Consider the following 25,188-nt stretch of genomic DNA (forward strand, 5'->3'; position numbering starts at 1 on the left):
CGCATCAGTCAAGATTCATATAAAGGAGGAATCACTATGTCCAAAACCACCCAGATCCCCGAGCTCTTCGGCAGCATGGTATTCAATGAGGAGGTTATGCGGCAGCGCCTGTCCCCGGCGTCCTACAAAGCATGGCGCAAGTGCATCGATGAGGGCACCGCGCTGGACCTGACCATTGCCAACGACATTGCGGAGGCCATGAAGCAGTGGGCCACCGAAAAGGGCGCCACCCACTTCACCCACTGGTTCCAGCCCATGACCGGCTATACCGCGGAAAAACACGACAGCTTCATCACCCCGGTGGAGGGGGGCGGCAAGGTGGTCATGGAGTTTTCCGGCAAGGAGCTGGTCCGGGGCGAGCCCGACGCCTCAAGCTTCCCCTCCGGCGGATTGCGGGCCACCTTTGAGGCCAGAGGCTACACCGCCTGGGACCCCACCTCCTTTGCCTTCATCAAGGGCACCAGCCTGTACATCCCCACGGTGTTCTGCTCCTACTCCGGGGAGGTGCTGGACAAGAAGGCGCCGCTGCTGCGCTCCATGGATGAGGTCAGCCGCCAGGCCATCCGCATTCTGCGCCTCTTCGGCGACACGGAGACCCGCCGGGTCACGCCCCAGGTGGGTCCGGAGCAGGAGTACTTCCTGCTGGATAAGCAGGCGTTTTTAAAGCGGGAGGACCTGAGGCTCTGCGGCCGGACGCTCTTCGGCGCAAAGCCGCCCAAGGGCCAGGAACTTGACGATCACTACTTCGGCGCCATCCGCCCCCGGGTCGCCGCCTATATGCGGGACCTGGACGAGGAACTTTGGAAGGTGGGGGTGCTCAGCAAGACCAAGCACAACGAGGTGGCCCCCTCCCAGCATGAGATGGCGCCCATCTATTCCGACGCCAACACGGCCTGCGACCACAACCAGCTGGCCATGGACCTGATGAAAGAGGTGGCTGACCGCCACGACCTGGTGTGTCTGCTCCATGAAAAGCCCTTTGCCGGCGTCAACGGTTCCGGCAAGCACGACAACTGGTCCCTGGCCACCGACACGGGCAAGAACCTATTCAAGCCCGGCAAGACGCCCAGCCAGAACGCCCAGTTCCTGCTGTTTTTGGCCGCCTTCATCAAGGGCGTGGATGAGTATCAGAAGCTGCTGCGCTGTACGGTGGCCTTTGCCGGAAACGACCACCGCCTGGGCGCCCAGGAGGCGCCGCCCGCCGTCATCTCCATCTTCTTGGGCGACGAATTGGGCGCCGTGGTGGACGCCATCATTTCCGGCCGGGAGTATACCGACGCCGGAAAGAAGACGCTGGAAATCGGCGTGGATGTGCTGCCGTCCATCCCCATGGACAACACCGACCGCAACCGCACTTCCCCCCTGGCCTTCACCGGCAACAAGTTTGAGTTCCGCATGTTGGGTTCCACCCAGTCCATCGCCGGGCCGAACATTGCCCTGAACACGATTATGGCCGAGGAGCTGAGCCAGTTTGCCGACCGTCTGGAATCCTCCGACGACTTTCAGGGCGACCTTCAGAAGCTGATCCGCGAGACGCTGACCGACCACCGCAGGATCATCTTCAACGGCAACGGCTATGAGGACGCCTGGATTGAGGAGGCGGAGCGCCGGGGCCTTGCCAATCTGAAGACCACCGCCGAGGCGCTGCCTCACTATACCGATCCCGAAAATGTGGCGCTGTTTACAAGACACGGCGTGTTTACCGCCCAGGAGATGGCCGCCCGCCAGGAAATCCATATGGAGAACTACTGCACCGTGCTCTCCATCGAGGCCACCACCATGGTCGACATGCTGCGCCATGAGATTCTGCCCTCTGTGTCCGACTATGGCGCCGTGCTGTGCAACCGGCTCCACACGCTGAAGGAAGCGGGACTCCCCTGCCGCTATGAGCAGTCCATTGCCGTGCGGGTGACGGAGAAGACCGACGCCCTGGCCGACATCACCGAGGAGCTGGAGGCGGCCCTGGCCCAGGCGCCCTCCGGCAGCACGGAAGAGCAGATGCACTATTACCACGATGTGATCTTTGGGTTGATGGGCAGGGCCCGGGCGCTGGCCGATGAGATGGAGCAGATCACCGACCGGGACTACTGGCCCTTCCCGACCTACAGCACCCTTTTGTTTTCCGTCTGATGAAAAAAGGAGCCGGAGCGGCTGCTATAAAAGCACTGAACCGCCTGGCGGCTGTTCTTCCATATAAGAGGGGCCCGGAGCGCATCGCGCTCCGGGCCCCTCTTAAAATATAGCATAACGTACTCAGTAGCTCAGCAGAATGGAGCGGACGATCTCCACAAACCGGGGCCGGTCCACGCCCAACACCACAAAGGCGTTGTGCTGGGCAGACCGCTTGCTGCTCCAAAGGTCGGTGATGGTCTTCCCCATGGCGGCAGAGTCCCCGGTCTCCACATAGACCCCGGCCTCCTTGCCGGAGAAAAGCTTGGGGTGGGTGAGGTACAGCACGGGGCACACATCGTGGAGGCAGAGCCCCGGCTTGCTGACCCGCTCGTTGAAGGCCATGGCCAGCCGGGTGCTCTGCTGGAAGAAACGGCACACCGGCGTTCCAGCCCGGCCTAACTCCTCCACCTCCTCAGGGGAGAGGTAGGCCTCCAGCGTCACATCCAGGCCGCACATCACGATGGGAATGCCGGACTGGAAGACCGTCTGGGCCGCGTGGGGGTCCACAAAGATGTTGAATTCCGCGCAGGGGGTGACGTTGCCGCCCTGGGCCGCGCCGCCCATAATGGCGATCCGCTCCACCAGATCCTTCAGGTCCGGGTGCCGCTTCAGCGCAATGGCCAGGTTGGTCAGAGGCCCGATGGCGATCACCTGCAGACGTCCGCCTTCCGCCCGGGCCGCGTCATAAAGGGCGTCCCAGGCCGGAAGCGTCTCCTCCGGCAGCGGTGAGGGGGGCAGCTCCACGCCGCCCAACCCGTTTTCCCCGTGGACATAGGGCGCTGTGGAGAGCGGCCGCAGCAGCGGACCCTCCGCGCCCCGGTACACCGGGCAGTCCGAGCCCATCAGGCGGCATACCCGGCGGGCGTTTTCAAAGGTGTGGTGCAGCTCCACGTTGCCGGCCACGGCGGAAATGCCCGCGATCCTCAGCTGCGGCAGCCGGTTGGCCATCAGCAGGGCCGCCGCGTCGTCCACTCCTGCGTCACAGTCAATCCAGACGGGAATACGCTCCATCCTGCCCGTACCTCCTTGAATCAATCAGATGGGAATGCCGCGGCCGCACAGGCCCTGGAGCCCGAATCCGGGACGGCGATACGCATTTAGTATATCCTGCTTTTGAATCGGTGTCAATTTCAGCGCCGGCGATCTATTTCGGCAAAACCGGTTTCACGCCTTCCCGCCGGGGAAGAAAGGGCGGCCCGCAATGCTCCCGCTTGACGGCTGCGGCAAAAAAGCGGTATCATGGGAAAAAGGCCTCCGGCGCTCCGCCGGTGGCCCCCTGAGCGCGCTTTGGGAGCATCCGGAGAAAGAGGGGGCGGCGGGAGAGCGCCGCGGGCCGGACGGGCGCGGACGCGAAAAAGAAAGGAAGCAATCATGGAAGAGTATCTTTTTGTCATCGACTATCAGAACGACTTTGTGGACGGCGCTTTGGGCTTCCCCGGCGCTGAGACGCTGGACGGTCCCATTGCCCGGCGGGTGCGCCAGTATGGCCCGGGCCGTGTCTTTTTCACACGGGACACCCATGGACCGGACTACCTCTCCACGCGGGAGGGCCGCCATCTGCCTGCCGTGCACTGTGTGAAGGGCACCGCCGGCTGGGAACTGTTCGGCGAAACTGCCGTTGCCATAGATGAGGTGGGCGCCAGGGGGATTGACAAGGCCGCTTTCGGCATCGACGTCACGGACCCGGCTGTGGCGGCCGTGCTGCCGGAACGGGCCGACCGGATCGAGCTGTGCGGCCTGGTGTCCAATATCTGCGTCATCAGCAATGCCGCGGTGCTGCAAAGCCGCTACCCCCAGGCCCAGATCGTGGTGGATGCCAGGCTGACGGGCAGCTTTGACCCGGCGCTGAATGAAAAGACGCTGGATGTGCTCCGGGGGCTTCAGGTGGAGATTTTGGGCCGCTGAGCGGGACAAAAGAGCGCCCGACTCAAAAAAACAGGGCCTCCCCGTCCGGCGGGAGAAGCGATGTGAAATCCGCCGCCATGGAGGCGGGCTGGTAAATAGAGGAGGAAACGAGATGAAGCAGGCTCTTTTTGTGGATTGCTGCGTCCGGGAGGAGCAGTCCAGGACCCGGAAGATGGCAGACGCCTTTTTTGCCGCGCTGCCGGATACGTATGAGGTGACGCGGCTGGATTTGATGCATGAGGGGCTTGGACCCCTTGTCGGCGAGTACTTTTGGGAGCGGGAGCGGCTGATCCGGTCCGGAGAGCTGTCCCACGACCGGTTCCGCTATGCCCGCCAGCTGGCTCAGGCGAACCTGGTGGTGTTTGCCGCGCCCTTTTGGGATCTGGGATTTCCCGCGCTGCTGAAGATTTACATTGAACAGGTCTGCGTGGACGGCATCACCTTTGGCTACGACGCCCAGGGGCTCCACGGGCTGTGCCGGGCGGAGCACTGTGTGTTCCTCACCACCCGGGGCGGGTGCTACGACGCCCAGCCGGAGCTGGAGCAGGGCAGCCGGTACCTGGACGCGCTGCACACATTTTTTGGATTCGGCGGCTACACCTGCGTGGCGGCGGACGGGCTGGATATCGAGGGCGCGGACGCGTCCGCGGTGCTGGAGAGGGCCTGCCGCCAGGCAAAGGAGCTGGCAATGACGCTGTAGATTCCCTGTGGAATCAGGATGACTGTGTGGAAAGGAGGCTTTCAGAAGCCTCCTTTCCGCATATCCCGGCCGGTTGACGCATAGATATGAGCAACACCAGTCGGGGAGTGTTGTCATTGAAGGGAAACATGGAGGAGCGGGCCGAGCGCCTCGCTCAATACATCATAGAGAATCGGGCGACGGTCCGCGCCGCCGCCCAGAAATTCGGTATTTCCAAGTCCACTGTACATAAGGACATCAGCGAACGGCTCCCGCTCTATAACCGGAGCCTGTTCCTTCAGGTCAAGGAGGTTCTGGAGGTCAATAAGGCCCAGCGCCACATCCGGGGCGGAATGGCAACCCGAAAAAAATACAAAGGAGCCTGAACCGACCTCCGCTTGGCTGCATAAGCTGAGAACAGAATCAGAAAACGGAGGGATTGCCATGCAAAACCGCTGCCACCGCCAACGCCAGGCCGCCGAGCCCCCGGCTGCTCCGCCTCCTGCGCCCATTGTCCCCCTTCGGGCGGAGGAGCCGCCTGTCCGCCGCTGGCCCCATCCGATCCAGCCGGACCTGCCGCAGCCGGATCTCCACTACGTATGCTGTACCCTGGCCTATCAGAACCAGCTGCTGGCCGACATCAAGGCGCTGCTGGAAACCATTGCCCAGGATACATCGGAAAACTGTAAATAGCGGAAAAAGAAACAAGGAGTCCTCCTTGTTTCTTTTTTGTAATGATTTATTACACTTTTTCTCTTGTGCTTTGGCGGAGAAGTTTGTATAATAAATTGTATTATGTAAATCTTTGGGCCGGGCTGTCCCGGCGCCGGAAGTTCGCAAAAAAGAGGACAAGAGTATGGCAAAGAGAGTAAAGAAAAAAAGACATCCCGGCCGGGTGCTGCTGATTTTGATTTTTGTGGCCGCCGGGCTGGTGGCGGCGGCCAAGTGCCTCATCCGTCCGCCGGAGCTGAACCCTGTGGGCCCCGATGGGTCGGCGTCCTCCGGCTCCGCCCAGACCTCCGCATCCTCCGGCTCCGCCGGCGGGGCGGACACCCTGGCCAGAAAACCCAACTTTTATACCATCCTGGTCAGCGGCGAGGACGATGAAAACGGCGGCAGCGATACCAACATTCTGGTGGCGGTGGACGCGGAAAACGGTGCGATCCAGTGCGTCAGCATCCCCCGGGACAGCGGCGCCTACATCAAGGGCAAGACCCGCAAAATCAACTACGCCTATAATGCCGGCGGAACGGAGCTGCTGCGGGAGACGGTGAGCGACCTGCTGGGCATCCCGGTGGACTTCTATGTGGCTGTGGATCTGCGGGGCTTTGTCAAGCTTGTGGATGCCATCGGCGGCGTGGACTTTGAGGTGCCCATCAACATGAACTACGACGATCCTCTCCAGGACCTCCATATCCATCTGAACAAGGGCATGCAGCATCTGGATGGGAAAAAGGCCATGGGTGTGGTGCGCTTCCGCCACAACAACGACGGCACCGGCTACGGGACCGAGGACCTGGGCCGCATTGGAACCCAGCAGGCCTTTTTGAAGGCGGTGGCCAAGCAGGTGCTCCAGCCGGCCAACCTCGCCAAGATCGGCACCATGGCGCAGATTTTCCAGGATTATGTCGACACCGATCTTTCAGTGGGAAACCTGGCCTGGCTGGGCCAGGAGGCCTTTGACATCGGAACGGACAACATCGGCTTTTCCACCCTGGAGGGCGTCTGGAACGACCGACGCGCGCTCTATCTGGTGGACCCGGAGGCTGCCCTCACCCTGGTGAACGAACACTTTAACCCCTATGTGGAGCCCCGCACGGCCGCGGATCTGAACATCCCCACCTGAGGGACCAAAAAAGAAGGAGGAGCTGAATGAAACGGCGTCTTTTGGCCCTGCTGCTCTGCGCCGCGCTGCTTTGTACCGGTACGGCGCTGGCCGCGGAGGACAGCATGGAGAACTTCACCCGGGTGAAGACCTATACCCGCCAGTTCTCCGATCTTGCCCCCGCCTCGGCCCACTATAAAAGCGTGGCGGCCCTCTATGAGTACGGCCTGACGGTGGGCAAAGGGAACGGAACCTTCGGCGTGCAGGACTCCCTGAGCGTCGGGGAGGCCGTGGTCTTTGCCGGACGCATCCGGAGCCTCTACCGCACCGGAGACGCGGAAGCCGGGGCGAATGGGTACCGCTCCGCTGCGGGGACCCTTGAAGAGCCCTACCGGACCTACGTGCCCTATCTTTCATATCTCCAGGCGGAGGCGGTTCTGGGCTCGGAGCTGGAAGGCGTGTTGGACAAGGCCGCCACCCGGGCGCAGATGGCCCATGTGCTGGCCCATGTGCTGCCGGACTCCGCCCTGCCGTCCATCAACGACCAGGCGGTGACGGAAGGGTATGCCACCGGCCGCTACATCACCGATGTGACGGAGTATACCCCTTATCAGCCCGATATCCTCAAGCTCTATAAGTGCGGAATCCTCCAGGGCAGCGGAAGCACCGGAACGTTCCGGCCGGCGTCTAACATCACCCGGGGTGAGGCCGCCTCCATGCTCAGCCGTATGGTGGACGAGTCGCTGCGGCTCCAATTGGATTGGTCGGCGGCCCCGGACTACAGCGCCGTGGGCACCACCATGGCGGACCTGGTGCCCACGGCCCAGTTCGTGGCCAATCCAGCCTCCGCCGCCGAAATCCGGGGCAACGTCCGCTCCATGCTTGCAAGCGGGCAGCGCACCATGAGCCTCCAGTATCCCGGCAACTCCCTGACCGCCTCCTTTGTCAACAACCTGCTCAACTCCGCCCTGACCAATGTGAAGTCCTACTGCGAGCAGATGTACAACACGGTCAGCTGCACCTATGACCTGGCCAAAGGCACGGTCAAGCTGAACTTTTCCGCGGCCAGCTCTACGGCGTCCCAGCTGAGCTCCTACCGGAGCTTTTCCATGGACCGGGCCATCGAGGTTCACGACCAGCTGTGGGAGTCCGGAGAGATCACGGCGGACATGACGGAGTATGACAAGGCCAGGGTATACTATGCTTGGGTCTGCGAAAACTGCTATTATGACCAGGGAGCCTCGGACCTCTCCCTCAGCCACCTGGCCTACAGCGTGTTTGCTTATGGCAAGGCGGTCTGCGACGGCTATACAGGGGCCTACAACCTGCTTTTGAAGCTGGAGGGCATCCAGTGCTACGGCCTTTCCAACGCCGACCACATCTGGACGGTGGCGAATCTGGACGGCACGGACTATCACATTGACACCACCTGGGGCGACAGCGGAGCAAAAACGGACTATGCGTATTTCGGCATGACCTCCGCCCAGTCCTGGGCCGCCCACCCGTGGTAAGAGTAAATTGAGGTGAACCAATGGATAAACAGCACTCCTTTTCCTTTCGGAATGTGACGCTTCTGGTGTTGGGGACCGTGGCGCTCTACTGGGGACTCAATCACCTGGAGGTGATCGGCAAGGCCCTTGGCACGCTGATCGGCTTTGCCTCGCCGTTTCTCATCGGCTGCGGCCTGGCGTTTTTGATGAACATTCCCATGCGGGCCGTGGAGCGGGGCCTGAGCAAGGCGGGCAGCGGGGCGTGGGTACGGCCTGTGTCCATCGTAGTGACGCTGATCCTGGTTCTGGGCGTCATCAGCGCCGTGGTCTTTGTGGTGGCGCCCCAGATTGGGACCACCGTCGCCTCCATCCGCGACCGCTTCCCCGGCTTCATTAGGGAGTGCGAGGCATTGGCGGCGGAGCTTTCCAAGCGGCTGCCGGAGATCACCGTGGCGGTGAACAACATCGGGCTGGACCTGAATAAACTGACATCGGAGCTTTCCAACTGGCTTTCCTCCCTGGGGAAGGACGTGCTCTCCTCGTCACTGAATCTGGCCACCTCCGTCTTCTCCGGAGTGGTGACGTTCAGCATTGCCTTTGTTTTCGCGCTCTATATCCTGGCGGGGAAGGAGAAGTTGGGCCGTCAGATGGTCCATCTGATGCGTGCCTACCTCCCCGGACACCTGGTGGACGAGGTGCTCCGGGTCTGCCGGCTGACCGGCGACACCTTCTCCAGCTTTTTCACCGGCCAGTGCCTGGAGGCCTGCATCCTGGGCTTTATGTTCTTTGTGGCCATGAGCATCTTCCGCTTCCCCTTTGCGCTGTTGGTTGCGGTGCTGGTGGGCTTTACCGCCCTGATCCCCGTGTTCGGCGCCTTCATCGGCTGTGTGGTGGGTGCTTTCCTGATCCTGGTGGAAAACCCCATCCAGGCGCTGTGGTTCATTGTGCTCTTCCTGGTGCTCCAGCAGGTGGAGGGGAACCTGATCTATCCCAGGGTGGTGGGCTCCTCCGTGGGGCTTCCCCCCATTTGGGTGCTGGTGGCCGTCACCATCGGCGGCAGCACCTCCGGCGTGGTGGGAATGCTGCTGTTCATTCCCACGGCCTCCGTGCTTTATGCGCTGCTGCGCCAGAACGTCCGGCGCAGGCTGAAGATCCAGGCCGCGCGGCAGGTGCCGCCCAGGCCGAAGAACTGAGGCGGGACCATGCGGGCGGCGGCTATCTCTTTGCCGCGAAGGGACCGGATTTGGGAGCGAGGCGGGAGCGGGACAGCGTCTCCAAAAGCGCCATACAATGGAATGGAGCGGCCGCTCCGGCTGGATGAGAGCTGCGGCGACTATACTTGAAAGGGTTTGTTAACTTGCAAATCAAGTGCAGGAACTGTGTTGTTGCATTGATCGGAAGCGGAATTCTGGCCTTCGGGCTTTATCATGTGCACTCCTTTGCCGGGGTGACGGAGGGCGGCGTGCTGGGCATGACGCTGCTTCTGCACCACTGGCTGCATCTCTCCCCGGCTGTGTCGGGCCTGGTGATGAACCTGACCTGTTACCTATTGGGCTGGCGGCTGCTGGGCAGGACGTTCATTCTGTACTCCCTGGTGGCCGGCGGCGGATTTTCCCTGTTTTATGCCGTCTTTGAGCGGTTTCCGCCCCTTTGGCCGGGGCTGGCGGAGATGCCGCTGGCAGCGGCGGTGGTGGGCGCGCTGTTTGTCGGCGTGGGCGTGGGTCTGAGCGTCCGGGCCGGCGGAGCGCCCGGCGGGGACGACGCCCTGGCCATGAGCATCTCCCACCTCACCGGCTGGAGCATCCAGCGGGTGTATCTCATCAGCGATCTGGTGGTTTTGGCGCTGTCCCTCAGCTATATCCCCTTTGCCCGGCTGTCCTATTCTCTTTTGACCGTGGTGCTCTCCGGCCAGCTGATCGGCCTGGTGCAGCGTGTCCGGCTGCCGGGACTTGCCCCGGAGGCCCAGCAGGAGTAAAAAGTTTTTGCGCTGCTTTTAGCCCCGCTGACTGTTCTGCCAAGGCAGCGCGGGCCGGCCTGTAGAATAAAAGCGCCCTGTACGATTTTGTACAGGGCGCTTGTTTTCATCATTTGGCCTGCTTCATGGAAAGGGAGATGCGCTTTTTCTTCTCGTCCACCTCCAGTACAGTCACCTTTACCACGTCGCCCACGCTGACCACCTCGGAAGGGTGGCGGATGAATTTGCCGGAGACCTGGGAAATGTGAACCAGACCGTCCTGGTGGACGCCGATGTCCACAAAGACGCCGAAGTCGATCACATTGCGCACCGTGCCGGAGAGCACCATGCCGGGCTTTAAATCCTTCAGCTCCATTACATCCGTGCGGAGGATGGGCTTGGACAGCTCGTCCCGGGGGTCCCGGCCGGGCTTCAAAAGCTCCGCCGCCACATCCAGCAGCGTGGGAACGCCCACGCCGCACTGCTCCGCCGCCTTCTCCTCTCCGTAGGCTCTGAGCCGCTGGGGAAGCTCCCCAATGGTCCCGTCTTTCACATCGGAGAGGGTGTAGCCGGTGAGTTCCAACAGCTTTTTTGCCGCCCCATAGGACTCCGGGTGCACGGCGGTGTTGTCCAGCACGGAATCGCTCTCCGGAACCCGCAGAAAGCCGGCGCACTGCTCAAAGGCCTTGGGCCCTAACTTGGGTACTTTCAAAAGCTGCTTTCGGGAGGTGAAGGGCCCGTTCTCCTCCCGGTACTTCACCACGTTTTTGGCCGTGGAGGCGGTGAGGCCGGACACCTGCTCCAACAAGGAGGCCGAGGCGGTGTTGGCGTCCACGCCCACGGAGTTGACGCAGTCCTCCACCACGCCGGAGAGGGCCTCACTGAGCCGCTTCTGAGGACAGTCGTGCTGGTACTGGCCCACGCCGATGGATTTTGGGTCGATCTTCACCAGCTCCGCCAGGGGGTCCTGGAGCCGCCGGGCAATGGACACGGCGCTGCGCAGATTCACGTCGAACTGCGGGAATTCCTCGGCCGCCAGGGGGCTGGCGGAGTAGACCGACGCGCCCGCCTCGCTGACGATTATATAGGAAACCTGCATCTCTTCCCCGGCACACTGGCGGATCAGCTCCACCGCCATCTGCTCCGTCTCCCGGGAGGCGGTGCCGTTGCCGATGGCGATGTGCTCCACGCCGTGGCGGCGGACCATGGTTTTCAGCTTTGCAATGGCCTCGTTTTTCTGCCGCTCCCCATAGGTGGGGTAGACCACGGCCGTGTCCAGCACCTTGCCGGTGCCGTCCACCACCGCCACCTTGCAGCCGTTGCGGTAGCCGGGGTCCAGCCCCATGGTGACCCTGCCCTTCACCGGCGGCTGCATCAAAAGGGGCTTTAAGTTCAGGGCGAACTGGCCGATGGCGCCCTCACCGGCCTCCTCGGTCAGCGCGGAGCGGATCTCCCGCTCCATGGAGGGCTGAATGAGCCGGTCGTAGGCGTCCTCCGCGGTGGCCTTCACAAAGTCCATGGCGGCGGAGCCGGGCACCACCGCCGCTCGCCGGACAGTGCGCAGGGCCACCTCCCGGTCCACCTCTACAGATACCTTCAGCTTTTCCTCCCGCTCGCCCCGGTTGATCGCCAGAATCTGGTGGCCCTGAAGCTTGGGGATGGCCTGGGAGAAGTCGTAGTAGAGCCGGTAGACCGTGTCCTCCTCCGTGGCGGCGCGGGAGACAAGCTGTCCGTGGCGCAGCATCAGCTCCCGCAGGGCTTTGCGCAGCGCGTCGTCGTCGCTGATCTGTTCGGCTATGATATCGCCGGCGCCGGCCAGGGCCTCCTCCACCGTTTCCACGCCCTTTCCCGAATCCACATAGGCCGCGGCCTCCTCCCGGAGGTCATGGAGGTCGCCGCCCTGGGCAAAAATCCGTTCTGCCAGCGGCCCAAGGCCTTTTTCCCGGGCCATGGTGGCCCGGGTGCGGCGCTTTTGCTTGTAGGGCCGGTACAGGTCCTCCACCTCCGCCAGCGTGGCGGCGCTGTCAATGGCGGCGGAGAGCTCCTCCGTCAGCTTACCCTGGGATTCGATGGAGGACTTGACTTCCTCCCGCCGCTGGGAAAGGCTGCGCAGATAGGCAAGCCGGTCGTTGAGCGCGCGCAGGGCCGTGTCGTCCATGGAGCCGTGAAGCTCCTTGCGGTAGCGGGCGATGAAGGGAATGGTGTTGCCCTCGTCGATGAGACGCACCACATTTTCCACGTACTCGCTCTTTTGGTTCAATTCCCTGGATAAAACCTGGATGATGGATTCCATAGTCTGTCCTTTCAGAGGAAACGGCCGCGCACCGGCGGCCGCTTCGTTACTTGTGGTAGAGCCGCTTGCTCTCGTAGTGGGGCTCGCAGCTGACGTTGATGCCCAGGCGGTGGTAGAGCTTGGCGTCCACCTCGGAGAGGATGACGGTGAAGTGGGCGTCGCTCCCCCGCAGCTTGCCAAGCTGCTGCTGTGCCAGATCCGCAAGAGGGTTGGTCAGGGCGGAGATGCACAGCGCCACCAGCACCTCATCGGTGTGGAGGCGGGGGTTGCGGTGGCCTAAGTGCTCCGTTTTCAGGCGGCACACCGGCTCCAATACCTGGCAGGAGATCAGCTCGAGGGCGTCGTCGATGCCCCCCACGGCTTTCAGCGCGTTGAGCAGCAGCGCCGAAGCCGCCCCCAGGGTAGAGGAGGTCTTGCCGGTGATCACCCGCCCGTCGGGCAGCACCATGGCCCCAGCCGGCGCCCCGGTGCGCTCCGCCTTCAACAGTGCGGCGGACACCGCCGGGCAGAGCTCCGGCGTCACGTTGGCCTGGTTCATCAAAAGCTCCAACTTGCCCAGCACCTTTTCGTCGCAGCCGCCCCGGACGTGGTCCACCTGGGCCGCGTAGTACCGGCGCAGGATCTCCATGCGGGAGGCCTCCCGGCAGGCCTCGTCGTCCACGATGCAGTTGCCCGCCATGTTGACGCCCATATCCGTCGGAGAGCGGTAGGGGGAACTCCCCTGGATCTTTTCAAAAATGGCGTTGAGGACCGGGAAAATCTCCACGTCCCGGTTGTAGTTGACGGTGGTCTTGCCGTAGGCCTCCAGGTGGAAGGGATCGATCATGTTCACGTCGTTCAGATCCGCCGTGGCGGCCTCGTAGGCCAGGTTCACCGGGTGCTTGAGAGGCAGGTTCCAGATGGGGAAGGTCTCAAATTTGGCATAGCCCGCCTGAATGCCCCGGCGGCTCTCGTGATAGAGCTGGCTGAGGCAGGTGGCCATTTTGCCGCTGCCAGGGCCGGGCGCCGTCACCACGATGAGGGAGTGGCTGGTCTCGATGTAGTCATTTTTGCCCAGGCCCTCCTCGCTTACGATGTGCTTCACGTCGGAGGGATAGCCGGCGATGGGGTAGTGGCGGTAGCAGCGGATGCCCAGCGTGGTGAGCCGCTTCAAAAAGGCGTCGGCCGCCGCCTGGCCGGTGTATTGGGTGAGCACCACGCTGCCCACGTAAAACTCCATGCCCCGGAAAATGTCGATGAGCCGCAGCACGTCCTCGTCATAGGAGATGCCCAGATCGCCCCGAATTTTGTTCTTCTCAATGTCCCCGGCGCTGATGACAATGACAATCTCCACGTCCTCCCGCAGCTTACAGAGCATACGGACCTTGCTGTCCGGCTCAAAGCCGGGAAGAACCCGGGAGGCATGATAGTCGTCAAAGAGCTTGCCGCCGAATTCCAGATAGAGCTTGCCGCCAAACTGGCTGATGCGCCGCCTGATCTGTTCGGACTGCATGGTCAGGTATTTTTGATTGTCAAATCCGATCCTCATACTGCTTCCTCCGTACAACTCACAATAATAGACAGAATACCATATTTTCACTCCTTTGAAAAGTGCGCCGATATGACTTTTCCCGTTAAAATTCAAGCCGCCGTGTCAAACTGAGAGAAAGGCGGCAGCGGCGTGCTTTTCCCCGGGTGCAACCAGGGGTTGCCGGATAGTTGGTGGACAAAGCGCTGCTTTTGTCATAGAATGGGCTCAATTCAACGATAGGAGGAGCGCTGTGGACATCGGAACACGCATCAGGGAACTGCGATTGGAGCGGGGGCTTTCACAGGAGGCGCTGGCGGAGCAGCTGAAGGTCTCCCGGCAGGCGGTCACCAAGTGGGAGAGCGGCGCCTCGGTACCCAGCACGGCCAGGCTGCTGGCCCTTTGCGAGGTCTTTGGTCTCTCCCCGGTGGAGTTAGCCGGCCCCGGGACAGCGGAGAAGAAGGATCAGCCGTGGAAGCGGGCCGCTCTGGCGGCGGCCAGCCTGGTTCTGATCCTGGCCACCGCAGCGGCTATTGCCGCCAATTGGGGGAGCCCCCTGCCGGACAACACCATCGGTTATGCCGACGGCCCCACGGGGATCGGAGTCTACGGACTTCCTCTTTGGGTCTATGGGCTGTGCGCCGTGACGGCGATCACCCTGGCGGCGTCGGTGATTTCCTTATGCCGTTCCTTTTTCCGGAAAAGGAGGCGCGAAACATGAAAAAGCTCTTGCGTTTGACGCTGATACTTCTCCTGCTTGGCGGCTGCGCCGGGCCGGACTCCTCTTCCGGACCTTCCTCCTCCCCCGGTATGGAGATGGAGGCAATCGACCAGTGGCCGGACAACGCCTATACCGAACTCCTGCCCGAACCGGAGACGGGAACGCCGGACTATGTGATCGAGGGGGATGGGACCTTCGCCGTGTTTTGGAAGGACATCACCAGAGAGCAGGGGGAGGAATACCTTGGGGCGCTGGAAGACAGTGGGTTCAACCAGGCCGCCGGGGAGAGTGAGGAGGAGTCCGCCGCATTTTTGATGCAAAAGGACGGCGCATCGGTGGCGGTCAGCATCTGTGAGGGCACGCTGGGGCTGGCCATTTGTCTAACGGAATAGGAAAAGACGTCCTGCTGCGGCAGGACGTCTTTTTTCAGTTCAGCTTTTCCAGGACTATCTCCGCCGCCTTTTCCACCAGAGCGGAAACCGGCAGGTCCTCGGCGCCCACTACCAACTTGCTGCACCGGCCTCCCACCGGCAGCAGGAGCTTTTCTCCGGGGCTTTGGCCCACGGCCACAGCCATAGCGGGGGTAATCTCCCCCAAGAGGGAGTCGGCAATGACAATGCCGATGGGACCGACGATCAGTTCCGCCGTTCGGCAGCATACCATCACTGCGTTTTCTCCGGTGGCAATGTGGTCCGGCTTTGCCTTGGCCATGGCGGAAGTGGCCAGGCCGTTGGTGCCCACGGCGGTGATCTCCGCGGATTGGCAGCGGGCGCGGATGGCCTCGATGAGACTGCGGCCCAGCTTCCCACCCTGGCCGTCGATGACTAAAATCCTACTTCGCATCTTTGAATCCCTCCCGCCCTCAGTATAGCAAAGAGGGGTGGTCAATCGCAACTACTTTTCCCCGCCCAGGGAGGAAATGATTTGGCGGACCTCCTGAATGGATTCGGACAAGGCGCTGAGGCGGGCCGGGTCCACGCTCTCACCGGCCTCCGACAAGTGCTGGGCCGCCTGCTCCATCTGGGATAGAAGCGGTGTAACAGCGGACTCAATTTGATCCTGCCAATCGCTCATAAAATCGACCTCCCATTCAGAATGTCTGCAACAGGTGAATCCGCCTATTTATACCCAGTATACACGAGCGGAAAAAGTACATTGTGTCGAAACTTGTCGAACTTCCTTCCGAAAGGACGAAGCCCGCGTGAAAATCTTGTGTTTCTCCGCTTCGCGTGCTACACTTGGAAAAACCGGAGGCAGGAGGGATGTACGTGTATGAATTGATTCAGGCCGGTGAGCGCACCTACTATGTGGACAGCCCATCCAAGGTGGGCATCTGCCGGATGGAGGGGAATGAGGTCTGCCTCATAGACAGCGGCAGCGACAAGGACGGAGCCAAAAAAGTTCTGCGCCATCTGGAGACCAGGGGCTGGAAGGCATCCAGACTGCTTTGCACCCATTCCCACGCCGACCACACCGGCGGGGCCGCGCTGCTGCGCCAGCGCACAGGCTGCCGTGTCTTTGTGCCCGGAGTGGACCTGGACTTTACCCGCCACCCGGTGTTAGAGCCCTCCTTCCTCTATGGAGGATATCCCGCAAAAGCGCTGCGGAACAAGTTCCTGATGGCTCAGCCCTGCGACGCGGAGGAGCTGACGGAGCACGTGCTGCCGGAGGGATTGGAGCTGCTGCGCATAGACGGCCACTCTTTTTCCATGGTGGCCTTCCGGACAGGGGACGACGTGTGGTTTTTAGCCGACAGCGTGGCAAGCGAAGCGGTGCTCAAAAAATATCACATCCCGTTTGTCTATGATGTGGAGGGGTATCTCAGGGGCCTGGACCAGGTGGAGCGCCTCTCCGGACGCCTCTTTGTCCCGTCCCACGCCCCCGCGGCCGGGGATATCCGCCCCTTGGTTCAGTCCAACCGGGCCAAGGTGGTGGAGATTCTGAAGGCCGTGGAGGAACTGTGCATCCATGGGGCTTCTTTTGAAGAGGTGCTGAAAGGGCTGTTCGACCGGTACGGCCTGGCCATGGACTGGAACCAGTATGTGCTGGTGGGGAGCACGGTGCGCTCCTGTCTGAGCTTTTTATTGGACCGGGGCGTGTTGGAGACGCGGTTTGCGGACAACCGGCTGGTGTGGCGGACAGCTGAAAAATAGGGAAGAGGCCGGATGCTCCGGCCTCTTTTTTACGCGGAAATTGGCGGGGAAACCCACCTTTAAGAGGAGAGTATGCCGTATTTCACCTTGACCCGCTCCAGCTTCTCCACCACCGGATCGGCAAAAAAGTAGAGAAATAGCGCGGTTGCCCCCGCGTGGAGGAGATTGAAGGGCAGCCCTGTCAGGTAATAGGAGCACAGGGCTCCCCAGCTGGGCTGGGCCAGCCACATCAGCGCCGAGCCGGTGTCCAGCAGAAGCCCGCAGACCGCCAGGGCGGCAAAGGCGCCGTACACGCACAGCGCCAGACGGTGTTTTGGCCTTCCCCGGAACAGGAGGCCCGCCAGAAAGCCCGCCAGGCCAAAGGAAAACATCTGCCACGGCGTCCAGGGGCCTTGGCCGAAAAACAGGTTGGAGGCAAACATGGTCAGCGCGCCCACCAAAAATCCGCTTTCCGGGCCGAAGCAAGCCCCTGCCACCACGCACAGTGCCGCCACCGGCTTCACCTGCGGCAGCATGTACAGCGCCGCCCGGCCGACCACGCCAAGGGCGCACAGCACGGAGAGCAGGAGAATCTCCCGGGCCCGGGGCCTGCGGCGTTCCATGGCAAAGAAAAAGGGAAACATGGACTCCAGGATTACAGCGAGGCTGATGAAATAGTACTTCCTGTCCTCCAGCAAAAAGACGCCGGCCGCCACAGTGGCGGGGATCAGAAGGAGAAACGTGAGATAGGCGGCCGGATGGAGGGGCCGCTTTTTCGCGGCTTTGGGCGGTGGACCCGCCGGCGCTTCCACAGCCTGGGGCGGAAGGGGCGGCGGAAGGGGGGGATCCTCCTTCCCGCCGCAGACCGCGATCAGCTCCTCCGGCAGCAGCGCTCCGGGGACAATGGACCGGGCCAGCCGCCCGGCCGCCGTGGTATAGGTGGCGTTGGCGGAGAACAGGCGGCGGGGCGTACCCTCGCTGACCGCGGACCCGTCAAAGAGAAAGACACACCGGTGGGCGCAGCGGACGCAGAAGTCGATGTCGTGGGAGGCAAGCACCACTGTGACTCCCTGGCTGCCCAGCCGCTCCAGGATGGCGCGGAGAGACCCGCGGAAAGATTCATCCAGACCATGGGTGGGTTCGTCCAACAGCAGCAGCTCCGGCCGACGCAGCAGCACCTTGGCCAGGGCGGCGCGCTGCTGCTCCCCGCCAGAGAGGTCGTAGGGGTGGCGGCAAAGCAGATGCCGAAGCCCGCAGAGTTCCACCACCTCATCAACGCGCGCGTCCGGCTCCGACAGCTCCGCCGCCGCAGCCCGAAGGTCTGCCTCCACGGTTTTGGCGGTAAAGAGGAGCTGGGGGTCCTGGGGCAGGAGGCCCGCCGAGGCCGGGGCGCAGCGGCGCACCGCGCCCCGCTGGGGCTGGAGCTGGCCGCAGAGCATCCGCAGCAACGTGCTTTTTCCGCCGCCGTTGCCGCCCACCACGGCAAGGCACTCACCCCGGCCCACGGTGAGGGACAGCCCCCGCAGCACGTCGGCGCTCTCCCGCTCGTAGCGAAACCATGCCTCCTCCACCCGGAGGAGAGGCGTCGTTTCCGGCCGGGGGCGCTCAGGCGGAAGCGGAAGGCCGTGGGGCGTCTTCAGAAGAAAGGAGCGGCCCTCGGCAATGGTGACGGGGCAGGGCAGAGGGGAGTCCAGTCCGGCCCAAAGGCGCATGGGCGCGGGCAGGGCCGCGCATAGGGGATGGCGGAGGGCGCGCAGCGCCGCTCCCGCCTCCCGTGGCGTCCCGTCGGCGATGACCCGGCCGCCCTCCAGGGCCAGAAGGCGGCCGGACAGAGGCACCGATTCCTCCAAGTGGTGTTCCGAGAGCAAAATGGCCGTGCCAAGCTCCCGGTTCAGCCGGCTCAGGGCCTCAAGGAAGTGGGCGGAGGCCACAGGGTCCAGCTGGGCGGTGGGCTCATCTAAGAGCAGCAGCTCCGGCTGCATCACCACGGCGGAGGCCAGGGAAAGCAATTGTTTCTGACCGCCGGAGAGGCTGGCCACCTCCCGGTGGAACCAGTGCTGGATGCCGAAAAAGGAGGCGGTTTCCGCCACCCGGGAGCGGATTTCCCCGGTGGGAAGGCCCAGGTTCTCCAGTCCGAAGGCCAGCTCATGCCACACCTTGTCGGTGACGGTTCCATTTTCCGGCGACTGGCCCACAAAGCCGATCAGAGCGCTGTCCTCACGGAGGGAGAGACTGGCCTGCCCCGCCAGAAGCCGCTTTCCCGTGAGGACACCCGCGGGGGTCAGAGAGGGCTTCAGACAGCGCAGCAGCGTGGTCTTGCCGCTGCCGGAGAGGCCGCAGAGGGTGATGAATTCACCCGGCGCCACAGTGAGCGACACGTCCCGCAGGGCCGGGGCGGCGGAGCCGGGATAGGTGAAATTCAGATGTTCAAGCGTGACCAGATCCGTTCCTCCTTTCGCTCCAGACAGACCGGGACGAGGCAAATCGACAGGTAGGCGCAGACGGAAAGGGCGGTGAGCCAGTCCAGTGTTCCGCCCAGGGCGGGATAGTAGGTCCACTTCAAGCCGCCCCATGCGGCAGTCGCCGCGGTGAGCGCAAGCAGGGCGGAGAGGAGAAGCAGAAGGCTCTTGTCCCGCGTTTCCAGGCGGTAGAGGGAGAAGGCGGTGCGCTCAGGAAGGCCGTAGCCCCTGGCGCGCATGGAATCCGCCGTCTCCACCGCGTTTTCCAGCGCCCAGGTCAAGAGGATGGAGAGGGTTCCCGCCCCGGCGCGGACGCGATCCAAGAGACCCCGGGGCGGACCAAATAATCCCCGCTGGGCTTGGGCGATGCGCTGGGCCTGGCGGCGGAACCGGGGAATGAAGCGCAGCGTCATGGAGAGCAGCAGCGAGAGAGACGGAGCCGCCCGGCCAAAGAGGTAGAGCACCTTGTCCGAGGTCATCACATGGCTGAGGCAGGCGCACCAGAGCAAAACCGACGAGAGCATCCACGCGGAGGCCAGGCCGAAGGCCAGCGACTCCAGCGTCAGTGGGTTTCCGGAGGGGAGATACGTCAGAATGGTAACGCCCCGGTGGTTGAAGGCCGGGTTGAGAATCAGCGCCATCAGTCCAACCGGCGCGATCCACGCAAGCCGCCGGAGGGTCTCCCGCCTGCCCAACAGCGTAACGGCGCAGCAGAGGGCGCCAAAAAAGCCGACCGCCAGCAGCGCCGGATGCATCACCACGGCGCCAAAGCCCAGCACGGACCCAAAGTAGAGCAGGCTGACGGCCGGATGCACGGAGTCAAAGGCCCGGCTCATGACCACGCTCCGTTGTCTCCGCCCACATCCGCGCCCAAGTCGCAGGTGTACTGCCAGACCACGCTGTCCCCGTCCTGAAGCGCATAGCGGGAGGAACCGTAGTTGGGAAACTCCCCGTTGACGGAGTAGACCCAGCCGGAGAGAGGGCCGCCGTCGAATTCATAGAGGTTACCGATGCCCTCGATGTAGGCAGAGTGGTAGAGGGGCGTGTTGACGTATTCAAGGTGGGTCTTGGAGGAGCGCATCTCGCGGAGCAGCACGTCAAAGACGCTCTCCCCCTCGGTAAAGGACACGGTCTGCTCGGCCCACAGCACGCCGTCGGAGGGCACCAGGTCCCGCTTGGCCTCCTCCATGTCCTCAAGGTGATCCAACAGTGTGTCACAGCAGACCACAAGGGTGCAGGTGGGGGAAGCCTCTTCCTCTTGGGGCGTGTCGGCGCCCCCGGAAGAGGCGCCGGGAGAAATCGCACCGGGGGAGGGTGCTCCGGAGGCGGGCCTATTAGATGAAACCGACGGCGCGGAGGCTGATGGCGCATCTTCCTTTCCGGATGCGTCGGAGGGCGCGGAAGGCGCGATCTCCATTTCAGAGGAAGCCTCTTCAGAGAAGGTGGGGGCGGACGCGGACTCTGAGGATGCGGGCGGGACCGCGGAATGAGACAAGAGGCCGTCATGGGGCTCCGCGCCGCATCCTGTGAGAAGGCTCAGCGCCAGCAGCAGGGCCAGGGAGGCGGAAATCAATCGGTTCAAATCATTTTCCTTCCTTTTCTATTGGACAAACGGACTTTTCAGCAATGCATAGACGCTTTCGGCGATCTCCAGCCGGGTGATGGGATCTCCGGGCCGGATTTCACGCTCCACGCCGCCCAAAAGACCGTTTTGCAGACACAGCGCCAAAGAGGGCGCGGCCCACTGGCCGCAGCGCCCCGAGTCCTGATACCGGCCCAGAATGGAGCGCTGACAGGAGGAGCTGAAGCCCACGGCACGCATGGAGGCGAACTGGGCGGCGCGGGCGATCATCACCGCGGCCTCCTGCCGGGTGATGGTGCCGTTGGGCGTGAAGGCGGTTAAGGAAGTGCCCTTCACGATGCCGCAGTTATAGAGCGGCGCCACATAGGGGGCGCACCAGGCGGGGAGTTCGGTGAACGGGGTCTTCTCCCCGTTGCCGTCAAGCCCCAGGGCGCGGCAGAGAACGGCGCAGAACTCCGCGCGGGTCATGGAGTCGCCGGGGGCGAAGGAGCCGTCGCCGCGGCCGGTGAACACGCCCCGCCGGGTCAGCACCTCCACGGCTTCCCGCTGGGTCTTGGTGAGGCTGTCCAAGTCCGGATAGCTCACCAGCAGGTTGGCCTCGGCAGGCAGATGGACCGCCGGATTGAACTGAAGCGGCCCGCCGTCGCCGCCCACGCCCATGTGGTAAAAGGAGGAGAGACCCGCGTTCTGGCGCATGAGGCCGGAGAGGGCGCACAGGGCCTGTTCTGTGGCCATCTGGTCGGCGCCACCCCCGGCGGTGTGGGCAAAGGACCCGTCGCCGCGGGCAAAGCGCAGCAGAGCGTCTACCGGAGTTTTGCCGCTGCGGGTGAGGAGGGACTGCTCCTTTCCCAACGCCGAGAGGGCCATGACCACCTGAGCGCAGGACTCGGCATTGGCGGGGGTTCCGAAGGAGCCGTCCTCCTGCTGAAGCCCGGCAAGACACTTCAGCCCTGCTTCAATGGCGCTGTCCACTCGGGCCTCCGATCCCTGACTGGGGGAGAGGGCCGTCAGCGCCATGGCGGTCAGGTCCGCATCGGCCGGCTCCCGTCCGGCAAGCGACCAACCCCCGCTGGGAAGCTGGGCAGCAAGCACCTCCTCTTGATACCAGTCCAGGGCCGGGACCACGGTTCCATCAGCATCCGCGTCGTAGAGCGCGCACTGGTCCAGGGCCTGGGCGGCGATCAGGGCCCAGACGGCCCCGTTGATGCCCTGACGGGTGACGGCGGAGCGGTCCGAAATCGGTGTGAGCAGGTCGCAGCCGCCCACAGAGCGCGCATCGGCGCCTATGGCGGCAAGGGCCAGGACCACCCGGCTGTATTCGGTGTATTTGGTGGTGCTGAGCACCCCGCCGTTTTCCCGCAAAGCGGCGGCTGCGCGCTGGAGATAGCCGTCATACCAGGACTGGGACGGAGCGGTATCCCATCCGCCCCGGCTCAGGGCCAGTACCGCCCACTCGCCGCCGATGGAGCCCACCGTGGGCTCAGGAACTGCTTTCAGGACATAGGAGGCGGTTTTTTCCGCCGCCGCCTTCACATCAGACGGCTCAGCGGCCGGAACGACCGCTGTGGAGCTGAAGGCCACAATCAGCGCCAGCAGCAGCGCGTGGTGAGAACGGAGTTTCATAAATTTCCTCTTTTCACTTTACTTGTGCCGCCAGATCGTCAAAGGCCGCAGCGGCCGCGGCCCGGGTGACCCGGTCCGGAAGAGTGATTTGCCCAGCCCAGGCCTCCGCCTCGGAAAGAGTCTGGAACCGCCCCTTCCAGACGGCCCAGCGGCAGAGGAAATCCCTCAGCTCCCGGGTGCTGACGGGCCGCCCCCCGTGGAAACAGCCGTCGCCGTAGCCCAGGGCGATGCGCTGATCGGCGGCCCAGTTCAGGGCGCCGGAATACCAGGCGGCGCTGTCGGAAAAGGTGGATGGGGCGGTGGAGTCGGGACTGCCCGCCATGCGCCAGAGCACGGCCACGGCCTGGGACCGGGTCAGCTCTTCGTCGGGGGAGAAGGTCTTTTCCCCCGTGCCGTTCATATAGCCGGCCTCCGCCATGGCCTCAATGGCCTTGGCGTATGCGGAATCCGGGTCCACGTCCTCAAACCGGACGCTGCCGGATACTGAGGTACTTCCGCCCCCGCTCCACTGCTCAGAGCCGGTTTCCCTGGTGTAGTCGTCGGTGTAGTAAAAGACCACCCGGTCCCCGCCGCGGAGGGTGTAGTTCCTGCACCCTGTGGCGGGAGACGTGCCGTTGACCAGATACTGCCAGCCGGAGAGAGCCCCGTTGTCCAATTCGGACAGGGTGGTGCCGTCTGTATTGGTGACGGAGGAGATATAATTGAAGGAGGGCTCCACATAGGTGAGGCCCGCGTCCGAGAGGGCCTGGTCAAAGGCGGCGAAGGCGGAGCTGCCGGAGGGAAGGGACACCTCCCGTTCCGAGAGCCAGATCCGGCCCGCGCCCTTGTCGTTTTTGTAGATGTGGGTGGTTCCGCTGCCGTGGAGGCTGTCGCCCACCAGGGTGAAGGACACAGTGATGTTCCCGCTGCCGCCGGACTGACTGATCAGGGATACGCTGACCCGGAGAGTCTTGTGCTGGTAAGCATCCTGGGCGGAGACGGTCAGCGTGCCGGTCTTTGGGGCATAGCCGCCGGCACTGACGGAATAGCTGTAGGTGCCTTCGACAAGAGAGTAGCGGCCGGGGGAAAGGGGCTCCACCGGAGCGCCGCCAAGGGTAAGGGAGACCTCGGCGCCCGCGGGAGTGGTGGAAAAGATCACCGGGCAGCCGGGGACGTTGGACGCGTAGCCGGGCGCTGATGCAAAGGCGGTAAAATCATAGACGTTGCAGGGGGCCTCTCCCTTCAAAAACCGGGCGGCGGCGGTCAGGGCCCGGAAGCACTGCTCGGTGGAAAAGTCGTCTGCGGCCTTGTCAGGGGTGAGGCTGAAGCCATCTTTTTTGGCGCAGGAGAGAAGAGCGGTATAAGGGCTGCCCCCTTCGGTGGTATAGCGGGCGTCGGCGGCGGGGTCCACCCCGGCGGCGCACAGGCCGATCAGCACCATGGCATCGGTGCAGCTGTTGCCGTAGCTGCCGAACCGATCCTGGAGCGAGTCCTCCGCCAGAGCGTTCAGAATACCGTCGCGCAGCGCGGCGCAGCGGCCGCGGATACCGTGGGGGTCGGATTCACTGCCGGCGCAGAGGGACACGGCCGCCAGCACGGCCCCGGCGGTATCGGGGCTGGGATAGGTGACGCCTCCCCAGCTGTAGGAAAAGAGGAAGTCGTCTCCGGCGGCCGCCTCCATCACATCCAATACACCGCTCATCTTTTCCGCGGAAGCCTTGCCGGACTGCTCCAGGGCCAGCAGCACATAGGGGGCGCTGTAGCAACTGTTGGTGGTGGAGTCCATCAGGGCGTCGGTGACGCTGAGGACCGTTCCATCGGCGCAGAGCAGGGCGTCCGGGTCCACTCCAAGGGCCCGCAGGTCCAAAAATGATTTGGCAAGCGCGGCGTCGTCCGGAACCTGGGCGGAGACGGCGGTGACGGCGTCGTCAATGACGGCCTGGGCGTTTGCGGAAAAAGGGGACGTTCCGGCATAGAGGCCGTAGGAGGCCAGGTCCACCGCCGTCCAGGAGGCGGAGCGTCCATCATAGCCCCGGGCCAGAGAGGAGAGAAGCTCCGCCTGGGGGCGGATGGAGACGTTGACGTTGTAGTAGACCGTGTCGGGATACACTCCCACGCTCACCGCGATCACTCCGCCGTCGGAGAGCGGGATGCGGCCGGGATGGGACAGATCGTAGTCCGCGTAGTTGACCTGGACGCTCTGGTTCGCTCCGCCGGGCACGCCGGTCAGCACGGCTCCCGTCACACCTTCAGCCGCGCTCAGCGTCAAAAGGGTTCCTCCGGCGGCGGGAGCGGAGGTCAATTCTCCGGCGGAAAAGGACAGACCCTCGGCGCTTTCACCGCCGGAGCCGGACACGGCGCCGGGAATGGTGAAGTCGGTGGAGTAGTAGAGCAGGATATCCTCTCCGCCGGACAGGGTGACCAAGGAGATGCCAGTGGCGGGGACCACGCAATCCACGGCGAACATCCATCCGTAATAGGTGGCGTGGTCCGCAGAGGAATACTCCGCCAGGCCGTTGATGGAGCTGATGTACACGGAGCCATGGGAATCGGAGAATTCATAGGGGACGGCGTTTTCATCCAATGCGGCCTTCACCGCGTCCCAGGCGGACATGCCCTCGGAATAGGCGGCCTCAAAGGGCCCAAGGGACAGTTCGCTTCCCTCCGCCTCACTGACCACGCGCACTGTAACGCCGCCGCCAACCGCGGCCAGCGCGGGCGGGACAAGGGAGCAGACCATGGCCATGGCCAGCAGCAGTGACAGAATTTTTCGCTTCATACAGATCTCCTTTCTTTTTGGGAAAGGACAGAAAAGCCGCGGCAACCAAGAGCGGTTGCCACGGCCGTTTTCCCATGCCAACAAAGCC

At 63.3% G+C, this 25,188-nt stretch carries 22 protein-coding genes; 12 read left to right on the forward strand and 10 right to left on the reverse strand.

Annotated features, from left to right (window positions below; translation table 11 throughout):
- The first annotated feature begins 36 nt into the window (after window positions 1-36).
- Window positions 37-2,130 (forward strand): glutamine synthetase III family protein, encoded by a 2,094-nt coding sequence (locus KQI82_RS03305; protein ID WP_216558719.1) that lies wholly within the window; start codon window positions 37-39, stop codon window positions 2,128-2,130.
- Between the two features lie 123 nt (window positions 2,131-2,253).
- Here KQI82_RS03305 and KQI82_RS03310 read toward each other — a convergent pair whose 3' ends face one another.
- The gene (locus KQI82_RS03310; protein WP_216558722.1) at window positions 2,254-3,183 is read right to left on the reverse strand and encodes a nucleoside hydrolase; all 930 of its coding nucleotides are present in this window, start codon (window positions 3,181-3,183) and stop codon (window positions 2,254-2,256) included.
- A gap of 360 nt (window positions 3,184-3,543) precedes the next feature.
- Here KQI82_RS03310 and KQI82_RS03315 point away from each other — a divergent pair, with 360 nt between their 5' ends.
- The 8 genes from KQI82_RS03315 to KQI82_RS03350 all read left to right on the forward strand — a co-directional run bounded on the left by KQI82_RS03315 (window position 3,544) and on the right by KQI82_RS03350 (window position 10,046).
- Window positions 3,544-4,077 carry a cysteine hydrolase family protein gene (locus KQI82_RS03315; protein WP_216558725.1) on the forward strand — a complete coding sequence of 178 codons (534 nt, stop codon included), beginning with the start codon at window positions 3,544-3,546 and terminating at the stop codon, window positions 4,075-4,077.
- A 112-nt stretch (window positions 4,078-4,189) separates the two neighbouring features.
- The gene (locus KQI82_RS03320; protein ID WP_216558728.1) at window positions 4,190-4,777 is read left to right on the forward strand and encodes an NAD(P)H-dependent oxidoreductase; all 588 of its coding nucleotides are present in this window, start codon (window positions 4,190-4,192) and stop codon (window positions 4,775-4,777) included.
- 116 nt (window positions 4,778-4,893) lie between these two features.
- Window positions 4,894-5,142, forward strand: coding sequence for a sporulation transcriptional regulator SpoIIID (locus KQI82_RS03325; RefSeq protein ID WP_187332999.1), 249 nt, complete (start codon window positions 4,894-4,896; stop codon window positions 5,140-5,142).
- 58 nt (window positions 5,143-5,200) lie between these two features.
- A complete protein-coding gene (locus tag KQI82_RS03330) occupies window positions 5,201-5,449 on the forward strand; it encodes a hypothetical protein (RefSeq protein WP_216558731.1) in 249 nt (82 codons plus the stop codon).
- A gap of 163 nt (window positions 5,450-5,612) precedes the next feature.
- A complete protein-coding gene (locus KQI82_RS03335) occupies window positions 5,613-6,602 on the forward strand; it encodes an LCP family protein (protein WP_216558734.1) in 990 nt (329 codons plus the stop codon).
- 26 nt (window positions 6,603-6,628) lie between these two features.
- Window positions 6,629-8,092 (forward strand): S-layer homology domain-containing protein, encoded by a 1,464-nt coding sequence (locus tag KQI82_RS03340; RefSeq protein ID WP_216558737.1) that lies wholly within the window; start codon window positions 6,629-6,631, stop codon window positions 8,090-8,092.
- Window positions 8,093-8,112: 20 nt separating this feature from the next.
- Window positions 8,113-9,264, forward strand: coding sequence for an AI-2E family transporter (locus KQI82_RS03345; protein WP_216558740.1), 1,152 nt, complete (start codon window positions 8,113-8,115; stop codon window positions 9,262-9,264).
- Window positions 9,265-9,428: 164 nt separating this feature from the next.
- A complete protein-coding gene (locus tag KQI82_RS03350) occupies window positions 9,429-10,046 on the forward strand; it encodes a YitT family protein (RefSeq protein ID WP_478213748.1) in 618 nt (205 codons plus the stop codon).
- A gap of 109 nt (window positions 10,047-10,155) precedes the next feature.
- On the opposite strand, the gene KQI82_RS03355 is transcribed toward KQI82_RS03350, so the two are convergent.
- Window positions 10,156-12,318 carry a Tex family protein gene (locus KQI82_RS03355; protein WP_216558743.1) on the reverse strand — a complete coding sequence of 721 codons (2,163 nt, stop codon included), beginning with the start codon at window positions 12,316-12,318 and terminating at the stop codon, window positions 10,156-10,158.
- Window positions 12,319-12,364: 46 nt separating this feature from the next.
- Window positions 12,365-13,846: a DUF1846 domain-containing protein gene (locus KQI82_RS03360; protein ID WP_216558746.1), complete on the reverse strand. Its 1,482-nt coding sequence runs from the start codon at window positions 13,844-13,846 to the stop codon at window positions 12,365-12,367.
- Between the two features lie 232 nt (window positions 13,847-14,078).
- Between KQI82_RS03360 and KQI82_RS03365 the strand changes: the two genes are divergently transcribed.
- Window positions 14,079-14,546 carry a helix-turn-helix domain-containing protein gene (locus tag KQI82_RS03365; RefSeq protein WP_216558749.1) on the forward strand — a complete coding sequence of 156 codons (468 nt, stop codon included), beginning with the start codon at window positions 14,079-14,081 and terminating at the stop codon, window positions 14,544-14,546.
- Complete coding sequence (locus tag KQI82_RS03370; RefSeq protein WP_216558752.1) at window positions 14,543-14,938, forward strand: hypothetical protein; 396 nt, start codon at window positions 14,543-14,545, stop codon at window positions 14,936-14,938. Before KQI82_RS03365 ends, KQI82_RS03370 begins: the two co-directional genes overlap by 4 nt.
- 34 nt (window positions 14,939-14,972) lie before the next feature.
- On the opposite strand, the gene KQI82_RS03375 is transcribed toward KQI82_RS03370, so the two are convergent.
- Both KQI82_RS03375 and KQI82_RS03380 read right to left on the reverse strand, forming a co-directional pair.
- The gene (locus tag KQI82_RS03375) at window positions 14,973-15,389 is read right to left on the reverse strand and encodes a DUF3842 family protein (protein WP_216558755.1); all 417 of its coding nucleotides are present in this window, start codon (window positions 15,387-15,389) and stop codon (window positions 14,973-14,975) included.
- 51 nt (window positions 15,390-15,440) lie between these two features.
- Window positions 15,441-15,620: a hypothetical protein gene (locus tag KQI82_RS03380; protein ID WP_216558758.1), complete on the reverse strand. Its 180-nt coding sequence runs from the start codon at window positions 15,618-15,620 to the stop codon at window positions 15,441-15,443.
- A 194-nt stretch (window positions 15,621-15,814) separates the two neighbouring features.
- Between KQI82_RS03380 and KQI82_RS03385 the strand changes: the two genes are divergently transcribed.
- Complete coding sequence (locus KQI82_RS03385; protein ID WP_216558760.1) at window positions 15,815-16,699, forward strand: MBL fold metallo-hydrolase; 885 nt, start codon at window positions 15,815-15,817, stop codon at window positions 16,697-16,699.
- Between the two features lie 59 nt (window positions 16,700-16,758).
- Here the strand turns inward: KQI82_RS03385 and KQI82_RS03390 are convergent, their stop codons facing one another.
- The 5 genes from KQI82_RS03390 to KQI82_RS03410 are packed head-to-tail and all read right to left on the reverse strand — an operon-like array spanning window position 16,759 to window position 25,100.
- Complete coding sequence (locus KQI82_RS03390) at window positions 16,759-19,161, reverse strand: ATP-binding cassette domain-containing protein (protein ID WP_216558763.1); 2,403 nt, start codon at window positions 19,159-19,161, stop codon at window positions 16,759-16,761.
- Window positions 19,098-19,973 (reverse strand): energy-coupling factor transporter transmembrane component T, encoded by an 876-nt coding sequence (locus KQI82_RS03395; protein WP_216558766.1) that lies wholly within the window; start codon window positions 19,971-19,973, stop codon window positions 19,098-19,100. Before KQI82_RS03395 ends, KQI82_RS03390 begins: the two co-directional genes overlap by 64 nt.
- Entirely contained in the window at window positions 19,970-20,719 is a 750-nt protein-coding gene (locus tag KQI82_RS03400) for a DUF4430 domain-containing protein (RefSeq protein ID WP_241426601.1), read from the reverse strand. Before KQI82_RS03400 ends, KQI82_RS03395 begins: the two co-directional genes overlap by 4 nt.
- Before the next feature lie 18 nt (window positions 20,720-20,737).
- Window positions 20,738-22,342 carry an S-layer homology domain-containing protein gene (locus KQI82_RS03405; RefSeq protein WP_216558769.1) on the reverse strand — a complete coding sequence of 535 codons (1,605 nt, stop codon included), beginning with the start codon at window positions 22,340-22,342 and terminating at the stop codon, window positions 20,738-20,740.
- Window positions 22,343-22,355: 13 nt separating this feature from the next.
- Window positions 22,356-25,100 (reverse strand): DUF4430 domain-containing protein, encoded by a 2,745-nt coding sequence (locus KQI82_RS03410; protein ID WP_216558772.1) that lies wholly within the window; start codon window positions 25,098-25,100, stop codon window positions 22,356-22,358.
- Window positions 25,101-25,188: the final 88 nt, after the last annotated feature.

This window comes from Dysosmobacter acutus (assembly GCF_018919205.1).
GTDB lineage: Bacteria > Bacillota > Clostridia > Oscillospirales > Oscillospiraceae > Oscillibacter > Oscillibacter acutus.

Excerpts from the sequence above, each read along its gene's own strand:
- KQI82_RS03305 (WP_216558719.1), top strand. The coding sequence starts at position 37 with ATGTCCAAAACCACCCAGATCCCCGAGCTCTTCGGCAGCATGGTATTC.
- KQI82_RS03405 (WP_216558769.1), bottom strand. The coding sequence starts at position 22,342 with ATGAAACTCCGTTCTCACCACGCGCTGCTGCTGGCGCTGATTGTGGCC.
- KQI82_RS03310 (WP_216558722.1), bottom strand. The coding sequence starts at position 3,183 with ATGGAGCGTATTCCCGTCTGGATTGACTGTGACGCAGGAGTGGACGAC.
- KQI82_RS03375 (WP_216558755.1), bottom strand. The coding sequence starts at position 15,389 with ATGCGAAGTAGGATTTTAGTCATCGACGGCCAGGGTGGGAAGCTGGGC.
- KQI82_RS03340 (WP_216558737.1), top strand. The coding sequence starts at position 6,629 with ATGAAACGGCGTCTTTTGGCCCTGCTGCTCTGCGCCGCGCTGCTTTGT.
- KQI82_RS03355 (WP_216558743.1), bottom strand. The coding sequence starts at position 12,318 with ATGGAATCCATCATCCAGGTTTTATCCAGGGAATTGAACCAAAAGAGC.
- KQI82_RS03330 (WP_216558731.1), top strand. The coding sequence starts at position 5,201 with ATGCAAAACCGCTGCCACCGCCAACGCCAGGCCGCCGAGCCCCCGGCT.
- KQI82_RS03370 (WP_216558752.1), top strand. The coding sequence starts at position 14,543 with ATGAAAAAGCTCTTGCGTTTGACGCTGATACTTCTCCTGCTTGGCGGC.
- KQI82_RS03345 (WP_216558740.1), top strand. The coding sequence starts at position 8,113 with ATGGATAAACAGCACTCCTTTTCCTTTCGGAATGTGACGCTTCTGGTG.
- KQI82_RS03315 (WP_216558725.1), top strand. The coding sequence starts at position 3,544 with ATGGAAGAGTATCTTTTTGTCATCGACTATCAGAACGACTTTGTGGAC.
- KQI82_RS03360 (WP_216558746.1), bottom strand. The coding sequence starts at position 13,846 with ATGAGGATCGGATTTGACAATCAAAAATACCTGACCATGCAGTCCGAA.
- KQI82_RS03395 (WP_216558766.1), bottom strand. The coding sequence starts at position 19,973 with ATGAGCCGGGCCTTTGACTCCGTGCATCCGGCCGTCAGCCTGCTCTAC.
- KQI82_RS03320 (WP_216558728.1), top strand. The coding sequence starts at position 4,190 with ATGAAGCAGGCTCTTTTTGTGGATTGCTGCGTCCGGGAGGAGCAGTCC.
- KQI82_RS03410 (WP_216558772.1), bottom strand. The coding sequence starts at position 25,100 with ATGAAGCGAAAAATTCTGTCACTGCTGCTGGCCATGGCCATGGTCTGC.
- KQI82_RS03335 (WP_216558734.1), top strand. The coding sequence starts at position 5,613 with ATGGCAAAGAGAGTAAAGAAAAAAAGACATCCCGGCCGGGTGCTGCTG.
- KQI82_RS03380 (WP_216558758.1), bottom strand. The coding sequence starts at position 15,620 with ATGAGCGATTGGCAGGATCAAATTGAGTCCGCTGTTACACCGCTTCTA.